The organism is Bacillus sp. LSHTCR4 (assembly GCF_057197025.1).
Genome location: NZ_JBXUNO010000001.1, coordinates 1,608,445 through 1,627,223, shown reverse-complemented (window position 1 = coordinate 1,627,223; position 18,779 = coordinate 1,608,445). Strand labels below are relative to the sequence as shown.

Here is an 18,779-nt window from a genome sequence, read left to right as displayed (position 1 = left end):
ACCTCCTGTTGTTAATTCATATAATGCAAATGGACGAGTGTAAGGATTTGAACAATCGTTCTAATTTCAATATATGTAAGTTTTTTTGTTTTAGTAACTGTTAAAAATCTTATTTATTATTTTTTATAAAAATTACGGTGCGTGAAATTACTTGAACCATTAAAAAAGAGTCTATTATATATAGACCCTTCACATATCCTAATTAATTTGTATTTGCCTCTGCTAACGGTTGTAACGGTGGTTCTAATTCTAGTTTTAATGCATCGCCTTCTTGTATAGCTTGTCCTTTTTCGATACTTTGATTTGTTACATATCCCGTACCTGAAGTTTTTAAATCTAATTTTAATAGTTTAGAAAAATACATCACATCACGCATGGACCAACCTTGCAAATTGGGCATTATTGCGTTGTTTCCTAATAAAAATATACGATCACTTTCACTCATTACTTCACCAGACTGCGGATATTGTTTTATTATTTTTCCTTCTCCTAAGGTTATTGGTTGGAGTTTCTCTTTTTTTACATTATTCTCTACCGTATCCATGGATTGATTCACATAGTTTTGTACTTTCAATTGGGATCTTTTCGTTGCATCTGCCATTTGTTTTTCTGTGTAGGGTCTCACCTTTAAATATTCAAGGCTATTTTTCACAACCGGTTTAAATATTTCAGCAAGCGGCTGAGCTCCATACTCGTCTCCCTTTAACTTAGGTTGTTTAATTGCCAAATATACAATTAACTCCGGGTCATCAATTGGAGCCATACCTAAAAATGAAAAAATATAATTCTCTTTTCCTTCCATGTATCGTCCATTTTCAGGATTCGGAATTTGAGCTGTTCCTGTCTTACCTCCTATTGGGTAACCATCCACTTTATACATTGTACCAGTACCTTTTGAAGACGTAATAACACGCTCCATTAAGTCTCTTACCTTGTCCGCTGTCTCTTTTTTTATCGGATTCCCAATTTCTTTCGGTTGATTTTCCATAATAACTTGTTTGTTTGTTGGATTTACAACTTTGTCAACGATATATGGTTGCATCATTTTTCCGTCATTTGCTATAGCGCTAGCGGCTTGGACTAATTGAATTGGAGTTACTGTAGAACCTTGTCCGAAAGAAGTTGTTACTTGTTGAATTTGTGTATTTAATAGTAAAGTATTTTTACTTTCACCAGGTAAATCTATTCCAGTTTTTTGGTTAAAACCAAATTTATTCATATATTGCTTAAATTTATTTGGTTTTAATAACTGATCTTCTAAAATAGAAAAAGCTACGTTTGATGACCTTTCAAAACCTTCATCAAATGTAATAGATCCCCATCCAAATCCACCATTATGATCTTTTATATCCGATGAACCAACTGCGTATTTTCCGGATTGGAAATATTCTTTTCCGTTATATACACCTTCATTAATTGCTGCAGCTAACGTAAATACTTTCATCGTTGAACCTGGTTCATATGCATTTGCAATTGGATCATTTAAAAAGTATTCAATATCCCCTTTATTAGGATTAAAACTAGGTTTACTAGACATAGCTAAAACTTTCCCCGTCTTTGGATCCGCTATGATACCTAGTAACATAGAAGGATCATAGTGTTCTTGCGCCTTATTCATTGCTTCTTCTAAAAAACTATTAATTTGTTTATCAAGCGTAAGATATACGTTATTTCCATGTTTGGCGGGTTCTATTTTCCCTATATCATTTGTAAGCGGGATACCTCCTCGCGCTCCCACGTATTCTATATTTCCATTTGTCGCGCGCAAATATTTATCCAAACTTTTTTCAAGTCCAAATTTCCCTTCTGTATTTCCTTTATCGTCTGGTCTAGCAAAACCAAGTATATAAGATGCGAAATCTTCATTTGGATACACTCTTGCTTTCTCAGGCATAAAAGAAACACCCGGGATTTTCATTTTTTTGATTTGTTCTTTCTTTTCCCTAGACAAATTCCGGCCAACTTTTCCGATTTCAACTTGCGTACGCCCCTCATGGAAATTTTTTAATACGTCCTCTTTATCAATTTCAAGTGCATCAGCTAATTGCCCTGCAGTTTCATCTTTATTTTTCACTTTGTCATTACCTTTCAAATTCACAACAACACGATACGTTGTTGAATCTTGAACGAGTACTTTTCCATTTTGATCATAAATCGTGCCACGATTTGCTTCCAAAACACCATTTTTATTATGTTGTTCATTTGCTAAATCCTTTACATTCACATTATGCACGACTCCTACTGCTTGAATATAGAAAAAACGCAATAGCATAATAAGAAACAAAACAATAAAAGCAATCATCATATATCGCGCGCCTTTATTCGTTTGAAGTTTATACATATTTCGCTCCTTTCTTTTTTATTGATACATGCAAGGATGTACTTCAAAATATGTAATTTTCACTTTCAATACTATATGTTTCGAAGTTTTCCTTTCAATTCCTTTAAAACGTTCTGAAAGTAGCCATTGTTTCTATTTTATTTATTTATCTATTTACATTGCGGTGCGTGAAATTTATGAACATTACGACATGATAGGGTTGATTTTTTAATACGTATATCCTTATCATGTACACAATAAAAAAGTCCTCCTTTGGATTTCCAAAGGAGGACTTTAAAAAACTACGAATAGTTATTTATAACAATTAAGCTATATGATTATATTTCGCTAAAAAAGGAATTCGTTTTGCTACTAATGCGTACATTTTGAATACAAATTTCGCTATCGGCTCCAACGTACGTGTACTTTGCATTACTAAGCCACTCGTGATAAATGTTAAGAAAGCAGCACCAAGTATATCTAGAGGATAATGAACACCTACGTACATACGCGATACACCAACTAATACCGCCCAAATAAGAGCAATATATTTTAGTTTTTCTCCTCTAAGCAAAAAGACAAATGCAATTGAGAATACAAGTACTGAATGATCACTAACAAATGATGAGTCTGCTGCATGTGGCACTAATTGATGCACATCATGTGATACAAACGGACGTGGATGGTAATATACCGCATGTATCACAACATTTACTAGTAATGCGATAATGACTGAAAGTGTCGTATATAACACTGTATATTGTTTTTTTATTGCATTAACTTTCTTTCCATTATTAAACCATAAAATAAGCATAAATAAAATCGCTACATATGCAGCACTATTTGTAATAGCAATCATTAGCGTATCTAATAGTTTGGACGATTCAGCAAAATTATTAAACCATTGAAATACTGTGTAATTCATAATACTCTCTCCTTACATAAAAGCGTTCTTGATTTACACAGTATACAACATCAATATGAAAATCGGCTGAAACTTTTCTCATCTAATTCTCATTTTACTATTACTCATTTGACAAAATTAAGACTAATTATAACGGCTAATTATGTATTAGGCTGAAAAACCTTTAAAACAATACGGATTACATATTATTCATGTGTAGAATACATAACATAGTTACTTAAATATACTTGTTGCAAAATCATATTTTTAATATATACGAAGTGCAATATTACCGAATTGTTCACCTTGTTCCATACGTCTTAACGCTTGAATCGCTTCTTCCAACAAATAAACTTTATCCATAATTGGTTTAATCTTATATTTCTCTATAAACTTAATCATTTCATTAAATTCTTCACTGCTCCCCATAGATGTCCCCATAATATCGATTTGATTATAAAATAATGCTCGTAAAGGTAATTCAATTTTATCCCCGGAGCTTGCACCAAAATTAACAATTCTCCCATTTGGTTTTAATACATCAAAGTATTTTAAGAATGTTGCTGGACCTATACTATCGATTATTAAATCTACCTTCTCTCCGCATAAACTCTCTTCCCAATTTCCAGAACTATTAAAAGAAAAGTCTGCGCCATAGGTTTCGGCAAACTTTCTTTTGTTCTCTACCCTTGAAGTAACACTTACTTTTGCGCCAATTGCTTTTGCAAATAACATGGCAAATGTCGCTACACCGCCGCCTATGCCCGGAATTAAAACATGTTCTCCACTCTTTAATCTACCCTTTGTAAAAAGCGCTCTATATGCAGTTAGTGCCGATAAAGATAAGACGCCAGACTCTTCCCAAGTAAGATATGACGGTTTTGCCACTACATTTTCAGCGGGCACAATCACATATTCAGCAAACGTTCCATCTTTCGGTCCACCTAACACCTCTGGTAACTCGGGTATTTCAGCGATATTATCCCATCCAATACTAGGATTAATAATGACCTCGGTTTGTAACAAATCACCTGAAACACCTTCTCCAACTTCCGTAACAATACCTGCACCATCTGATCCTAGAACTAATGGTACTTGCATTTCTCTTCTATTATTCATTATAAATAAATCTCGGTGATTTAAACCGGCTGATTTTAATTTCACTTTCACTTCTCCAACATTAGGTGTTATCTCTGGTAATACTTTATATTCTACCCCTTCAAATCCAGCTTTATATTGTTGTACGATAGCTTTCATTATTATTCCCCCTTCATGATTCTAATGTACTAGAAAGTTCGAAATAAACAAAATAATCTGCCCGTAAAAAAGAAGGAATGCAAAAACATCCCTTCTTTCTAAATTATTAAAGTGAAACAGTAGGCAGTGTAATCGTAACGATTGTTCCTTCGCCTTCTTTACTCTCTATTTGAATTGTTCCGTTGTATTTCTCTATAAGTCGTTTTGCAATAGACAAACCTAGACCGTTTCCACCCTGTTTTCGACTTCTTGCTTTGTCCACTCGATAAAAGCGGTTAAGAACAAAAGGTAAATCAGCTTCGGGTATTCCCACTCCACGATCTATGATACGAATTTTAACTTTCCTTGATTGCACACTAGATTCAATACAAATATATTTATTAACTTCTTTTGTATACTTCACAGCGTTATCCATTACGATAATAATAATTTGTTCTAAGTAAGACGAGGGTATTGAGACATATGCCGTATCTCCATCCAGTTTCATTTCAAATTGAAATTCAGTTTGAAGTATAGCAAAGTTTTGTGTAACTTGTTTTAATATACTATTTACATGGACTGGCTCAGCTGCGATTGGATGCATCTGTTCTGATTCGGCTCTTGATAGTTCTAACAATTCTAAAACTAACTTATTTAAACGATCGACTTCCTTTAAACTGGATTGAAGCGATTTATCTAAAACTGCTGGATCATTTTTCCCCCACCGATTTAACATAGACAAGTGTCCTTGAATAATTGTTAGTGGTGTTCTCAGTTCATGGGAGGCGTCTTCAACAAACTGTTTCTGTTGTGTAAAAGACGTTTCTACCTCATCCATCATTTCGTTAAAAAGAAACGATAATTTTGCAAGTTCATCATTATTTTCACGTACTGGAACTCGTTCATTCAATCCATTTTTCTTAATGCGTTTCATCGTATCCGTTATATTTTGAACGCTTGATAATAGTTTTTTCGTGATTAGTAGCCCACCTAAAAAACTAAAGATTAGTCCACATATTCCAGCAATAACCATTACCACTAGAATAATTTTTAATAAATGATCGAAAGCCTCTAAGTTTTTCGTAAGCTCAATAGTACCAGTGAACTCTTTTGTTTGGATTGGTATACGCTTAACTAATATGCGATCTTCTATATGTCTTTTTATAAATAATTCCTCTTGTGTAACTTGTTTTGGCTTTATCCATGTTTCATTAAAATCTCGCGAAACAGTAACAATTGGTTTCCCGTCCATGCCGATAATACGAATCATTTGATGCTTATCAATCATATTATTTAAGAAATCTTTCCTGTTTTCAAACGTTTTACTCGAAAGGGTATCACTTTTATCTTGGAAATATGCCGCTATTTCTGTCACTTGCCTATTTATTTGTTTCTGTTCATAATCTATAGTCCACTTATTGATTACAATAAACTGCAAAGCGCTATATAAGATGAATAAAATAAATACTAGTGTAGTGGACCAAAGTGTTAATTTCCACTTTATAGGTAGATTTCGAATTCGATGCACAATATTTTTAATCATTTCATTATATATCCAGCACCACGGACTGTTTGGATATATTCCTCCTTATCCGCACTATGTAACTTGTTGCGTAAATAACGAACATATACATCAACGATATTTGTCTCAACCATTGCATCATATCCCCATACTTGATTTAATAAAACATCACGGGTAAGTACTCTATTAATATTTTTCATAAACATAAGCAAGAGTTCAAATTCTTTATTTGTAAGTTCCATTTCTTCATTTCCTTTTGTAATAGTTCGAGATTCAATCTGGAGCTGTAAATCTTTGAATGTAAGAGATGAAACATGTTTGTTTTCTATATGTTCTTCTCTTCTAAATATCACTCTCATACGTGCTAACAGTTCTTCAATTGCAAATGGTTTCGGAAGATAATCATCGGCTCCGCTATCTAATCCTGTCACGCGGTCCATAATACTATCGCGTGCAGTCAGCATAATAATAGGTGTATTTTTAGTTGCCCTTAATCTACGACAAACTTCTAGACCATTTAAGCCTGGTAACATTAAATCCAGTAAAATAAGGTCATAATTTGTTTCAAGTGCAACTTCTAAACCCTTCCTTCCATCAAACTGTATATCGACTTTATATCCTTCATACTTTAGTTCTAACTCTAAAAAATCAGCTAAACTTTCTTCATCTTCAATAATTAATATGTGTTGCAACAGTAATTCCTCCTATACAGTTAAATGAATGAGTAATCCTATTCCAAATATAATTGCAATGATTTGATGTGATTTTCTATACAAAATCAAGTTTCTTTTTTCATTATGTTTCTGTAAGAAAAACCCAATGATTCCTAGTACAATTAAGATAAAAAGAGAGAATATACCACTATAAATTATAAGTATATGTCGACTTCCTTTTAATAAAAAATAAACACCGTGAGTAATTGATACAGCTAATACAGCATATCCAATTAATACGTGAAACTTTTTAATGAAAAGATATAAATTCTTTATCACATTAAACCCAATTATATTTTTCTTCTTAAAAAACAACCATACATGACGTAAAAACCATAACGATGCAGCTAAAATTGCCCCATACTCACCGAAAGTACCTAATTTCTTGTTTAACCCTTTTACATTTAATGCGTTGCCGCATATTACATTCATAAATAACAATGCTACACTGCAAAAAATAATAGTAAAGCCTATGATTTTTACAGACATGTGAAAAGATTTATTTCTTAGTAGCTTTTCCATTTTATTAAAGCTCCTTTCTTAAAAAGCTTCTGTAACAAGCAGAATATCAAATAAAAAAGAAAGGAACATGAGAGAAAGATTAAAATAAAATGAGAATTTCAAGATCAATTAATTTTTTTTGCTTCCTTTATTATTTTTTGAATAAACGGTGCTTTTGTATTTGTATAAGAAACACGATCAAAAGGATATGTAGCTGCAAGTCTCTCTTTTAGTTCTCTATATTCTTTACGTGCCCATTCATGCTTTATTAGAAAGTCTCGAAATAAAAGATTGTTTTTCCATTCGTCACTATTATAAATATAAACATGTAAATGATGAGTACCTGCTCTCCATTTTCCCTTTCTAAAAAAACGCCAATTAGGTGTTTCTTTTGGAACATACTCATATCCGATTTTTAATAGATCATCAATCCACTTTTCGATAATTTGCAAATCTGTTACGCCAATCATCATATCAATTAAAGGTTTCGCTCCTAGCCCTTGTACAGATGTGCTCCCTATATGTTCAATAGCAATACATTCTCCTCCGAATAAAGAAATAAATTTCTCCTTTTCTTTTACATACTCTTCATGCCACTTTCTTTCATACGGTTTAATAACGATTTGTTGTTCCATTTTATCCATCCCTTTATAAGTGTATATCATTATATTTATAAAATTTCATGTGATTCACATAGGATTTTCACAAAATATGTCGAATACTGAAATATACAACTTAATTATAATAAATGCGAGGTATATTATGGAAGCTAAACCAGTTGAAATTCAGTTGAATCAAATAACATTCCAATTAAAAGAACATCATAATTTTGATTGGCTCTTGAAATTAGGAACTGTATTTGCAGTTTTTGACCAGCAAGATTCAGGGAATATAAGTTTTGGTGTAGAAAAAAATGGTCATAAGAAATTCATTAAATACGCAGGGGCACAAACAATTGCATACGAAGGATCAATAAATGACGCTATTGAACGCTTAAAAAATTCAGTTTCCCTATACGAGGAATTAAAGCATGACTCGCTTATAAAACTAATTGAACATTTTCCAGTTCAATCTGGATATGTATTCATTTTCGATTGGTTTGATGGTGAATGTCTTCATTCGCACTGGAGTTTCCCGCCTCCTGATAAATATAAGAATCCAAACTCTCCATTTTATAAATTTAAGCATTTACCTGTTATGAAACGGATTCAATCTTTAAATTCCATTTTTTCTTTCCATACATATGTCGAAAAGAAAAACTATGTAGCGATAGATTTTTATGATGGTAGTATTTTATATGATTTCCATACAAATGAGACAAAGATTTGTGATATTGATTTATATTCTAAAAAACCATTTGTGAATAAAATGGGAAGATTATGGGGTTCCTCACGTTTTATGTCTCCTGAAGAATTTGAGCTAAACGCTATGATTGATTCGAGAACAAATGTATTTAATATGGGGGCAATGGCTTTCGCAATTTTAGGTGGTGGAAAAGATCTCTCCTTTGCAGAATGGGAAGCAAGTAGGGATTTATATGAAATAGCGTATCGTGCAGTAAATGAAAATCGAGCCGAACGATATGCATCAGTTGAAGAATTTTATGAAGAGTGGGTAAACGTGTTAAATACTAAAAAGATATAAATCTATATTATTCAAACAAATATATAGTTTATACCATTATCATGATAATATATATGAAAAGGAAATTAAAAATAACGAGGCAAATATTATGAACTTTGTGTATATCAATCAACACGTGTTAAATAATCTTTTATACATTTTAAGTAGTATATTTATTTTTTATTTTATATATGATAGCGGGCGCTATGTGAAGAAATATAAAAAACTACTTATTATACTCTGTACGAGTATCCCTCTTATTTTATGTATGCGTTATCCTATCTATATGGATGAAAGTTGTATTCATGATTTAAGACAAATACCAGTTATAATAGGTACGCTTTATGGTGGCTTCCCTGTCGGTATCATATTACTTGCTATTTTATTAATTATAAGATTTTCATTTTATGGATTTAGCATGTTAACAATGCTAGTTTATGGCATAATGTTTATCATTACAGCATTCGCATCCGCAAAATTTAATACGTATAATAGAAAAATTAAAGTAGCCTATGCAATGTTTTTAACATTTTTCCTAGCAATATTTACAACTGTAATTGTATTAACTTTATCAGATTTTGAAGTGAATAATTTGTACATCATTTATTTCATAATATTACCAACTGTTTTAATGTTGTTTGTAGTTTATTTTAATGAAGTTTTAAAAGATGCAGTATGTATGCGATCGAAGTTAATTAAAATGGAAAAAATGGAGATTGTTAGCCAACTCGCTGCTAGTATATCGCACGAAGTAAGAAATCCCTTAACTGTTGTAAAAGGATTTACACAACTTTTAAAAACACCAAATTTAACTCCAGAATCAAGAGACGAGTATATTAAGCATATACTGGAAGAATTACATCATGCCCAAGGAATTATTGATGATTATTTAACGTTTGCCAAACCTGCTTCAGAAAAGTTAGATGAGATTTCAGTAGAACAAGAGTTAAATCGAGTTATTAATATGATTTTACCTTTATGTAATATGAATACAATACATATTACAAAAGATTTCTCTACGGCAACAATAGTTGGTAATAAACAGCACTTTCAGCAATGTTTTTTAAATTTATTAAAAAATGGTATTGAAGCAATGCCTAATGGTGGCACTTTAAATATCTCCTCTTCTATTAGTAATAGTAAAGTTATCATACGAATTGAAGATAGCGGAATTGGTATGTCACAAGAGCAAATAAATCGATTTGGCGAGCCGTATTTTAGTACAAAAACGAAAGGTACAGGTTTAGGTACAATGGTTGCTGTGAAAATTATTGAAACGATGCAAGGGAATTTGAAAATCCGAAGCGTTATTAATAAAGGTACTACTTTGACAATTACATTTCCGAAATGTAATACAAACACATCTAACAACAAATAAAAAAGGAGCAATTATGCTCCTTTTTTATTTGTTTCGATACATAAGTATCTTCTATGTTTTTTTGTTTTACATTTGTGGAGACTAATTAAAAATTAGTACCCTCCGCCCCAGCAGCTGCATCCAACGATAATTAATAAAATAAATAACACAACTAATAAAGCGAAACCTCCACCAAAACCACAAGAACCACCGTAACTCATATTTTCTCCTCCTTTTGGTTTGAAAACTAATAGGTAGTTGATCATTTTAACTGGTTCGTATTATACATTATGTAAATATCCCCTTTTTGAGCATGTCTATATAAAAATAAGTAAAAGCACTCATTTGAGAGTGCTTTAAAATGGATACCAAAAATTTTGAAATACATGTAACTTTAAATATACTGCAGCAATTAAAATAAAAACACCTACAAATAAAGCAATGAAATCTCCGCTTTTCGCTTTATTTGTATAGAACCACGTACGTGTATCCTTCTTTCCAAATCCTCTTAAATCCATTGCGTTTGAAACTGTATCGATTCTCTCTAAAGAATGAATAATTAAAGGCCAGAAAATTAAGACACGGTTTTGCATGCGAATCCACAAACTTGCTTCTCCTTTTTCAAAAGCTACTCCTCTCGCCTCTTGGGCGTGTTTAATAACTTTATATTCGGACTGTATATCAGGTATATAACGTAATGCAATATTTATCGCATAAGTAATTTTATAATGAATTCGAAATTTACTTAAGCTACTCACAAATTTGCTTGGATCAGTCGTATAAATAAAAATAAGTGTAAATGGTAATAACGTAAAATACTTTAACGAAAGTGTAGCTGCATAAAATAAGGTTTCGTATGTAATTGTTGCATATCCAATATACACAAATGAAGTATACGATCCAGTTAATTCAGATCCATGGGTTGGTGTAATAAATAAGATCATGACAGAATTTAATAAACTAAATGTAAATATAACAGTAAAAACAATAAAAATTTTACGAAATGGAATTTTAGCAACTAGAAGTCCGATACATCCAATCATAAATACGAATAGCAATATGCGAAAATCAAAAAATAAAAAAGTAAGTGTCATACAAAAAATAAATAACAACAATTTCACTGCCTCGTCCATGCGATGAAAATATGTATTATACACCTTCCTCCCTCCTAATATCATCAAAATAAAGTTTCATAAATCTTTCAGGATCTGCAATACCACTAAATTTAACGAGTTTAAATAAAGAACTCTCCTTTAAGTTCGCTCTTTTTAATGTTTCTGGATGCCCTAATACAGTAGACGCGGTATGATTCGCAATAATTTCCCCTTCATGTAGAACTATTGCTCTGTCCGCATATTCTAATGCGAGATTCATATCGTGTGTGATGAAAATAAATGACATTCCCTTTGCAGCTAGTTTTCTAATAAACGTCATAAATTGTTTATAATGATAATGATCTTGTCCGGCTGTCGGTTCATCTAATATGATAAGTTTTGGATTTGTTGTTAGTACAGATGCAATCGTTAATCTCTTTTTTTGCCCATAACTTAATGCCTGAATTGGCCAATTTCGAAATGGAAACAAGCCACAAATTTTTAATGTTTCCTCCGCTCTAAGCTTTATTTCTTCCTTCGAAAATTTTTTTAATTGTAATGGAAATGAAATCTCTTCCATTACAGTAGCTTGTGTAATCATATGATTTGGATTTTGCATCACATAAGATATAACTTCACCGCGTTTACGAATAGACCAAGAATTGATATTTACTCCATCAATTAAAATGCTATCGTTTTTTGTTTTGTTTATCCCTATCAGACTATGAGCTAATGTTGATTTTCCAGCTCCATTATGGCCTAAGAGTGCTACTATTTCCCCTTTATATAGAGAGAAATTTACATTGTCTAATACTTTTTGTTTATTAGGATATGAGAATGACAAATTCTCTACTTTCAATAATTCTTTTTTTGTAGGAGTATCTTTACAAAAAGCTTGCTTCTCCATCCACTCATGTATTACGCTACTAACACTTTCCCTTTGAAGATTTTCAAGTGGGTATATTACATCATTATTACTATCAAAATGCAATCTCTTTAATCCTTCTATGTACATAGGTTCTCTTAATCCGATAGATGGTAATATATTTGATGCTAAAATTTTTTCTGGTGTGCCTATCGCAACAATTTCTCCTTCATCAATTAAAATAATTTTATCTAAATCTAGGTTTAACATTTCTTCTATTCGATGTTCAATTATGACAATTGTTTTATTATATTGTTTATGTATTTCTTTAATAAGTTCTACTGTATGTAAGGCACTTAGCGGATCTAAATTTGCTAACGGTTCATCGAACAACAATATATCAGCGTTTGTTGTTAACAGACCTGCTAAAGAAACAGTTTGTTTTTGTCCTCCTGATAATTCATGTGGACTTTGTTTATGAAAATTATGCATCTTTACCTTTTTTAATGATTCCGAAACAATCTTTTTCATATCATCTTCATTTACGCATTCATTTTCTAAATAAAAAGCTACATCTTCCTCTACTGTAAGACCAATAAATTGTGCATCTTGATCTTGCAAAATTGTTCCAACCTGTTTACTCTGTTCAAAAATACTCCCTTTCCTCGGGTCTTTTCCGTCAATCAAAATAGTACCAGTACTAGTCCCTTCATAAGAAAATGGGATTAGCCCATTCATACAATGAGCTAATGTTGATTTCCCTGAACCACTTCGTCCAGCAATTAACACTTTTTCCCCAGGATATATATGAAATGTAATGTCTTTAACTGTAGGCTGCGCTGCATGCTTATATTGAAAGTTGAATTGTTCAAAAGAAATAATTGGTTGCATGTTAACATCCCTACTTTTCAATTTTTAAATGTGTATGTTTCTTATTAGATTTAGCTAATCCTATTGTAATTGGCAATCCAAGAACTAAAAATACAATAACATCAGCAATTGTTGCACCTAATACTTGTATAACAATTTTGTCAAACGGTTCTCCCATAACAATAATATCAAATGCCCCAGCAAATATAATAGCAATGACGATACCAATTAACCCAGTAATGGCTAAATAAGAAATATCTCCTTTATTATATGTCCCGTTTTTCACACTAAAGCCAACTCTTTTTTGAATAAGCCCCATTGCAAAGCCGATAATGCCTGAACTAATAACCCAGCCCCACCAAATACCCCAACCAGCAATTGTATCTGTTACAGTATGCCCGATAAGTCCTATCAACAGGCCTGCCACTGGACCAAATAAAGCTCCAAAAACGGTTAAAATAGCTAATGCAGGTTTAATAAACGTATTTGGTGCAATAGAAAATCCCCAAAGTCCTAATATCCCGTATAATGCTGCTCCAATTCCGATTGCCACTACTAACTTCGTTGATAATTTGTTCATTACAATTCCCCTCTCTTATTAGTCAACTTTTATTACTCTATATTTATTTTCAAAATGAATTATGCATCGACACTCCCTTTCTATACAACAAAAAATGGCCTCTTATATAAGAGGCCATTTTCTTTCACGTTCAAGAATCCTCTTATCTTCCAAAAAACACATCGTGTTCTCTGCGGAATTAGCACCTTCCTATACATTTACATAGGGGTTGCTGAGGTTTCATAGGGCCGGTCCCTCCACCTCTCTGGATAAGTATTAATTTGTAATTCGTATTATGGCATTAAAAAGTATAAATTTCAACACTTTTCTAATTATTTTTTATTTTTTGTTTAACAGTACATTTAAATCATTGTATTCTTATCGGAATTATGAAATAATGAATTCAAAATAGTTACGGGAGGAATATACGATGAAAGTAATCGGTTTAATTGGTGGACTAAGTTGGGAATCTACATCATTATACTATAAACATATTAATACACTTACACTCTCTCAATATGATCAAAATGCAAAGCTTGTTTTATATAGCATGGACTTTGGTGAAGTAACTACTTTATTACAAAATCATCAATATGAAGAAGTGAAAAACGAATTAGTCACCGTTGCAAAAAAGGTTGAAAAATCTGGAGCTGAATGTTTATTAATGTGTTCCAATACGGTCCATTTATTTGCTGAAGAAGTAGAAAATGCAATTTCCATTCCACTTCTTCACATCGGTGATGTAAGTGCTAAGGAAATGGTAGAACAGAATATAAAGCGTATCGGATTATTAGGTACGAAACAAACGATGGAACAAGACTTCTATAAATCACGTCTAGCGAACTATAATATTGAGACAATTATTCCAAATAAAGAGGAAAGAAATTTTATTCATCATGTTATTTTAAATGAATTAAGTAAAGGAATTATTTCAGAAACATCAAAAGAAAAGCTATTACAAATTACAAAATCATTAATTCAAAATGGCGCAGAAGGTATACTACTAGGCTGCACTGAAATACCATTGCTCATTTCCCAAGACGACCTTACTGTTCCTGTTTTTGATACTGCTTTTTTACATGCAAATACTGCTGTGCAGTTTGCAGGATAATCATATAAAAGCATAAAGGTAGACCCCCTATGCTTTTATATTGTCTAAACTATTTATTTAAAAGAGATGTAATCACGGTAATTGCTTCTTTTGAACCACCACATTCTAAAAAACTTTCATTCAGTTTTCGTATTCCATGCTTATACTTTTCATTTGAAAGAACATCTGTTACCGCTTCTCTTAACGTTTGCACATTAACATGCTCTTTCAATAACCGATTTGCTGCTTCCAGTTCGGTTAATCTTTGTGCTATCATTGGTTGGTCTTTATCATGTGGAATGATAACAAATGGAACATTAAAATGAATAGCATCATGTACACTATTCATGCCGCCATGTGTAATAAAAACATCTGCTTCACTTAATATTTCTGATTGAGGTACGTATGAAGCAATTATAAAATTGTCTGGCGCTTTCTTAATTTTAGAACGATTATTTCTATCACCAATTGCCATTATAACTAACCCATCAAAATCTGAGAAAGCATCAATACATGTATTAAAGAATGGTTCGAGCCCTTCAAGCAGTGTTCCCATTGAAATATAAATAACTTTCTTATCTTTAAGCGATTCAAGTGGAAATTCAACATTTGTTTTACGCTTTGAAATACTTGGCCCAATAAAAATGTTATTTTCTCCGAACGAATCACTATTAGGTTGGAAGTAACGACTTGTGTACACGAGAGTAATATCTCCCTTGTTATGCATAAATTGAAGATTATTTTTAGGCTTTACCCCAAATTCATGTTCTATTCGATATAGTAACTGTTCAGAAATTTCATCAGGTTGGAATGGCATTTCTGCATTTGGATGAAAAGGTAATGTCTCCAAAAATTCAGTAGGAATTAAAAATATAGGAGAAGAAACTATACCTGGAATCTGTAAATACTCCTTTACTAACTCACCAGCGCCAAATATATCATAAATTACAAAATCAAACTTTATGTTTTCACATAATTGTTTCGTAATTTGTAAGATATATAAAGAAGTTTGAACATGTACACGAAAGAATGAACTCAGCCCATCTGGTGTTTCAGAATCAATAGAAATTTCCTTTAATAAATCTGGATGGGTATACACAGTAGCTCCCAAGTCTTCAATTCTGTCTTTAAAGTGTTCTGTTGTAATATAATGTACGTGATCACCCCGTTTAGTAAAGGCTTTGACTAAACTTAATGTTGGATTTACATGTCCCTCTGCTGGAAAATTAACCATTAAAATATTTAGCAATTCTTTCTCACTCCTTACATTTTAATACTCTTATTCATCATACTGTAATGATTACCGTCAATCTTCCCTTAATAGTCCTAATACACTTGCTACTTTAGATTGATAAATAATTATCAGTTATTTAATTAAAAAAAGCATCTACATAAGTAGATGCCTAACCGTGATAAGGAGTGTTCTGTGAGGTTAGAAGAAGCTTTTCAGCTTGTCCTATGCTATCAATATATGATTCATTTTATAAAACGTGAATAATTGATAGAATAATTTTATCTCTCTATCAACCATTTTGAATCGGTTCTTAAATAAGATGACTCTAGTTTTTATTACAATTCATATGTTTTAATCTTCTTTAGAGCTATCTATTTTTCAGTTTCTCCAGTCAATCGCTTATTTTTCAATATCAGAGTTAATACCAAATTTATCATTAATAACCCACGGCACAACTACGGAATACACTACTTCTAAATTATCATATGGTGCATATCCTACTAACGTTAAGTTATAACACTCTCTTCTCTCGCCTTGTTTAATATCTAGTAAACTATTTTGCACATAATCCACGCCAACAATTTTTAATGCTATATATAAACATATACACGTTTGAAGAAACTTGTAGCGCTCTTTAATCGTTTATATTTCCAAGACTTCTTCTCCTTAGTATATTTAATTTACTAAATTAAATGTAAAAATACCCAATAATCAAAAGTTGAACTTTTGGTTATTAGGTATTTAGTAATTTAAGAGTTAATAAATGGACGTATAGATTTGAATCTATCATCATAATTTGATAAAGGCTTTTTACTCTGAAATTTTGGCAAGTAAATCGTTACTGTTGTCCCAACACCAACCTCACTCATAATACTTATATTCCCTTGATGCCTTTCAATAATTTTATAACTTAACATCAATCCAATACCGGTACCTTTTTCTTTCGTACTATAAAAAGGTTCACCTAATCTTTTAATTCTTTCTTCAGGTATTCCTATTCCTTTATCAATTACACTAATAATGATACCTTCTTTACCAATTTCTTTTATGTGAATTGAAATTCTCCCACCATCTGGCATAGCTTCGATTGAATTTTGCAAAATGTTAATAAATACTTGTTTCAGTTGATTTTCTGAGCATTCAATGATTATATCTTTTGAATCTGCATATAATTCAACTTGAATATTTGTCATAATTGCTTTTGTATTTATTAATGAGACGACATTTTTAAATATTTGATAAATATTTTTCTTTTCGGTACTTATTTCGTCTGTTTTAGCAATCGACAAAAACTCTTGAAGAATCGCTTCTATTCTTTCAATTTCAGAAAGCATTAAATCAAAATATTTTTCCTGATCTTCTTTATTAATTTGGAATAACTGTATAAACCCTTTAATTACTGTTAATGGATTCCTAACTTCGTGAGCTACACCAGCTGCTAATTGACCGATTGCTGCAAGTGTATCTGATTTATTTAGCAATTCTTCTGTCTTTTTCCGCTCTGTAATATCCCGTACAATAATCATAATTTTATCATGCAATAACGGTAAACATCTAGCTTCAAAGAAATCGATACTTTCATTAATTGTAAGTGGATATTCTACAATTGCATTTGTTCCTTTTTCTTTCACTTGACAAATTGCTTCTTGAAATTTTTGTGCTACTGAAGATGGTAATACTTCGTAAAACTTTTTTCCCATAAAAGCTTCTGCGGGTACGTAAAATTTTGTAGGGGATCCTGCTTTATAATCAATAATTGTTCCATCATCTTCTGTTAAGAAACATAAATCTGGTAAAGCTTGAAAAATTAATTCCAATTCAGACGTTTGTTGTATTAATTTCTCTTCTATTGCTTTTAAATGTGTAATATCTACACCAACAGCCCAATAACTAAATCCACTTACAGGAAACTGTTCTGATATATTGGACCACATTATCGTTTTAATTTCACCATTTTTACATGTTAAGCGCATTTCCCAATCTCTAAAGTTCTTTCCACGAGTCAAAAATTTCTTTTGTATTTCGTGACGATAATTATGATCCGGATACAGTAATCGAAGTGCGTTTGGATTTCCAATTACCTCTTCCGCAGTATATCCTGTTACAATTTCACATTCGCGATTCCACAAAACAAAATCTCCATTATAATCAAGTGCATCAACCATAACAGGCATGTTTTGTAAGATTGTATGTAGTTCCTCCTCTTTACGAGTAAGTAACGTTGTATTTTTACTTTGAAATCCTTTCATTACTCCACCTATAATTAGATTTGCAAGCATTTCAAAGTATTTTTGGCAATTGTAAATTTCGCTTTTCTGAGACCAAACAACAAAAGATCCTAAATATTGATTGTATAAAAAAATGGGGATTTCAATTTTGGGAAGTTTACATATTTTCTTTTCATTTATTCCAAATGAAAATATACATTCTTTCTCAGCATCAAGAAGTTGATGTGATATATTGGTTAATTGATAAAATTGTTCTGCCATGGTTTCTATTGTACTCACATCAATAAGTTCCATTAGCCGCGCATTCATTCCTTTTTCACCTCAATATGTAAAATTCATACAAATTTAAAATTCATACTTCTCCATTATACGAAGAATGTGCCTGCAGGTATATAGCTGAAGAATAATTATTCGAACAAATTTTATTTTTCAATTAAAATCAGAAAAGAATATCCATTCAAATTGAAACTCTAATTAGTAAGTTTTATTCATCTCTGATTGATTATTATCCGATCCAATCATAATATTTTTTTGTAAGAACTCTCCTTAACGTCCTTACATTCGTTAAGTTTTGACATGGATTTATACGCATTAATAGCAATATAAAAAAACATTACATATAAAGTTCATAAAATTTTCACAATTAACATGAAAAATATAAAC

16 protein-coding genes, 1 pseudogene and 1 riboswitch are annotated in these 18,779 nt (G+C 31.6%); of the genes and pseudogenes, 3 read left to right on the top strand and 14 right to left on the bottom strand.

The window, feature by feature from the left end:
* Positions 1–202 precede the first annotated feature (202 nt).
* The 7 genes from AC2CGR_RS08315 to AC2CGR_RS08285 all read right to left on the bottom strand — a co-directional run bounded on the left by AC2CGR_RS08315 (position 203) and on the right by AC2CGR_RS08285 (position 7,831).
* The gene (locus tag AC2CGR_RS08315) at positions 203–2,341 is read right to left on the bottom strand and encodes a penicillin-binding protein (RefSeq protein ID WP_484480731.1); all 2,139 of its coding nucleotides are present in this window, start codon (positions 2,339–2,341) and stop codon (positions 203–205) included.
* Between the two features lie 304 nt (positions 2,342–2,645).
* Entirely contained in the window at positions 2,646–3,245 is a 600-nt protein-coding gene (locus tag AC2CGR_RS08310) for an undecaprenyl-diphosphatase (protein ID WP_071716378.1), read from the bottom strand.
* A gap of 246 nt (positions 3,246–3,491) precedes the next feature.
* Positions 3,492–4,481 carry a zinc-binding dehydrogenase gene (locus AC2CGR_RS08305; RefSeq protein ID WP_087964037.1) on the bottom strand — a complete coding sequence of 330 codons (990 nt, stop codon included), beginning with the start codon at positions 4,479–4,481 and terminating at the stop codon, positions 3,492–3,494.
* Between the two features lie 106 nt (positions 4,482–4,587).
* Positions 4,588–6,003 carry a HAMP domain-containing sensor histidine kinase gene (locus tag AC2CGR_RS08300; protein ID WP_131102298.1) on the bottom strand — a complete coding sequence of 472 codons (1,416 nt, stop codon included), beginning with the start codon at positions 6,001–6,003 and terminating at the stop codon, positions 4,588–4,590.
* Complete coding sequence (locus AC2CGR_RS08295; protein WP_484480730.1) at positions 6,000–6,674, bottom strand: response regulator transcription factor; 675 nt, start codon at positions 6,672–6,674, stop codon at positions 6,000–6,002. Before AC2CGR_RS08295 ends, AC2CGR_RS08300 begins: the two co-directional genes overlap by 4 nt.
* Before the next feature lie 12 nt (positions 6,675–6,686).
* A complete protein-coding gene (locus tag AC2CGR_RS08290) occupies positions 6,687–7,217 on the bottom strand; it encodes a hypothetical protein (protein WP_071716382.1) in 531 nt (176 codons plus the stop codon).
* 104 nt (positions 7,218–7,321) lie between these two features.
* A complete protein-coding gene (locus tag AC2CGR_RS08285; protein WP_071716383.1) occupies positions 7,322–7,831 on the bottom strand; it encodes a GrpB family protein in 510 nt (169 codons plus the stop codon).
* Between the two features lie 127 nt (positions 7,832–7,958).
* Between AC2CGR_RS08285 and AC2CGR_RS08280 the strand changes: the two genes are divergently transcribed.
* Both AC2CGR_RS08280 and AC2CGR_RS08275 read left to right on the top strand, forming a co-directional pair.
* The gene (locus AC2CGR_RS08280; RefSeq protein ID WP_071716384.1) at positions 7,959–8,840 is read left to right on the top strand and encodes a serine/threonine protein kinase; all 882 of its coding nucleotides are present in this window, start codon (positions 7,959–7,961) and stop codon (positions 8,838–8,840) included.
* Between the two features lie 88 nt (positions 8,841–8,928).
* Positions 8,929–10,197 (top strand): sensor histidine kinase, encoded by a 1,269-nt coding sequence (locus tag AC2CGR_RS08275; RefSeq protein WP_071716385.1) that lies wholly within the window; start codon positions 8,929–8,931, stop codon positions 10,195–10,197.
* Positions 10,198–10,289: 92 nt separating this feature from the next.
* Here AC2CGR_RS08275 and AC2CGR_RS08270 read toward each other — a convergent pair whose 3' ends face one another.
* From AC2CGR_RS08270 to AC2CGR_RS08255, 4 genes are all read right to left on the bottom strand, one after another.
* Complete coding sequence (locus tag AC2CGR_RS08270) at positions 10,290–10,397, bottom strand: YjcZ family sporulation protein (protein ID WP_000120182.1); 108 nt, start codon at positions 10,395–10,397, stop codon at positions 10,290–10,292.
* 135 nt (positions 10,398–10,532) lie between these two features.
* Positions 10,533–11,333, bottom strand: a complete 801-nt coding sequence (locus AC2CGR_RS08265) for an energy-coupling factor transporter transmembrane component T family protein (protein ID WP_000282894.1) — start codon at positions 11,331–11,333, stop codon at positions 10,533–10,535.
* Positions 11,326–13,026: an ABC transporter ATP-binding protein gene (locus tag AC2CGR_RS08260; protein ID WP_087964042.1), complete on the bottom strand. Its 1,701-nt coding sequence runs from the start codon at positions 13,024–13,026 to the stop codon at positions 11,326–11,328. The genes AC2CGR_RS08265 and AC2CGR_RS08260 overlap by 8 nt, the downstream gene beginning before the upstream one ends.
* Positions 13,027–13,036: 10 nt before the next feature.
* The gene (locus AC2CGR_RS08255) at positions 13,037–13,585 is read right to left on the bottom strand and encodes an ECF-type riboflavin transporter substrate-binding protein (RefSeq protein WP_001038201.1); all 549 of its coding nucleotides are present in this window, start codon (positions 13,583–13,585) and stop codon (positions 13,037–13,039) included.
* Between the two features lie 139 nt (positions 13,586–13,724).
* Positions 13,725–13,840: riboswitch (SAM riboswitch) on the bottom strand.
* A gap of 154 nt (positions 13,841–13,994) precedes the next feature.
* On the opposite strand from AC2CGR_RS08255, the gene AC2CGR_RS08250 reads away from it, so the two are divergent.
* Entirely contained in the window at positions 13,995–14,675 is a 681-nt protein-coding gene (locus AC2CGR_RS08250; protein WP_087967807.1) for an aspartate/glutamate racemase family protein, read from the top strand.
* Between the two features lie 49 nt (positions 14,676–14,724).
* Here AC2CGR_RS08250 and AC2CGR_RS08245 read toward each other — a convergent pair whose 3' ends face one another.
* From AC2CGR_RS08245 to AC2CGR_RS08235, 3 genes and pseudogenes are all read right to left on the bottom strand, one after another.
* Complete coding sequence (locus AC2CGR_RS08245; RefSeq protein WP_131102297.1) at positions 14,725–15,903, bottom strand: macrolide family glycosyltransferase; 1,179 nt, start codon at positions 15,901–15,903, stop codon at positions 14,725–14,727.
* A gap of 336 nt (positions 15,904–16,239) precedes the next feature.
* Positions 16,240–16,428 (bottom strand): annotated as a pseudogene (locus AC2CGR_RS08240) (penicillin-binding transpeptidase domain-containing protein); the annotation flags it as partial.
* A 209-nt stretch (positions 16,429–16,637) separates the two neighbouring features.
* Entirely contained in the window at positions 16,638–18,425 is a 1,788-nt protein-coding gene (locus tag AC2CGR_RS08235; protein WP_484480729.1) for an ATP-binding protein, read from the bottom strand.
* Between the last annotated feature and the right edge of the window lie 354 nt (positions 18,426–18,779).